Origin of the sequence: Bacteroides caecigallinarum (genome assembly GCF_016902295.1) — a bacterium.
Classification (GTDB): domain Bacteria; phylum Bacteroidota; class Bacteroidia; order Bacteroidales; family Bacteroidaceae; genus Phocaeicola; species Phocaeicola caecigallinarum_A.
This window is the reverse complement of record NZ_JACJLQ010000264.1, coordinates 1-201: the sequence shown is the minus strand read 5'-3', so window position 1 is coordinate 201 and position 201 is coordinate 1. Positions and strand designations below refer to the sequence as shown.

The following is a 201-nucleotide window of genomic DNA, read 5'->3' as shown; positions in this document are numbered from 1 at the left end:
TACATTTGCTTTTCCATACGCTCCAGAGTGGCTCGCGCCACGCCTTCGACGCCGAATGGAATGCTCCCCTACCAACCATTGCTGGTTCCATAGCTTCGGCAGACAACTTAATACCCGATTATTATCCACGCCAAATTCCTCGACTAGTGAGCTGTTACGCACTCTTTAAATGAATGGCTGCTTCCAAGCCAACATCCTAGC

The 201-nt window shown here is 49.8% G+C and carries 1 rRNA gene; it reads right to left on the bottom strand.

What is annotated here, in order from left to right:
* Positions 1 to 2: 2 nt before the first annotated feature.
* Positions 3 to 201 (bottom strand): 23S ribosomal RNA (locus tag H6A27_RS15065); the annotation flags it as partial.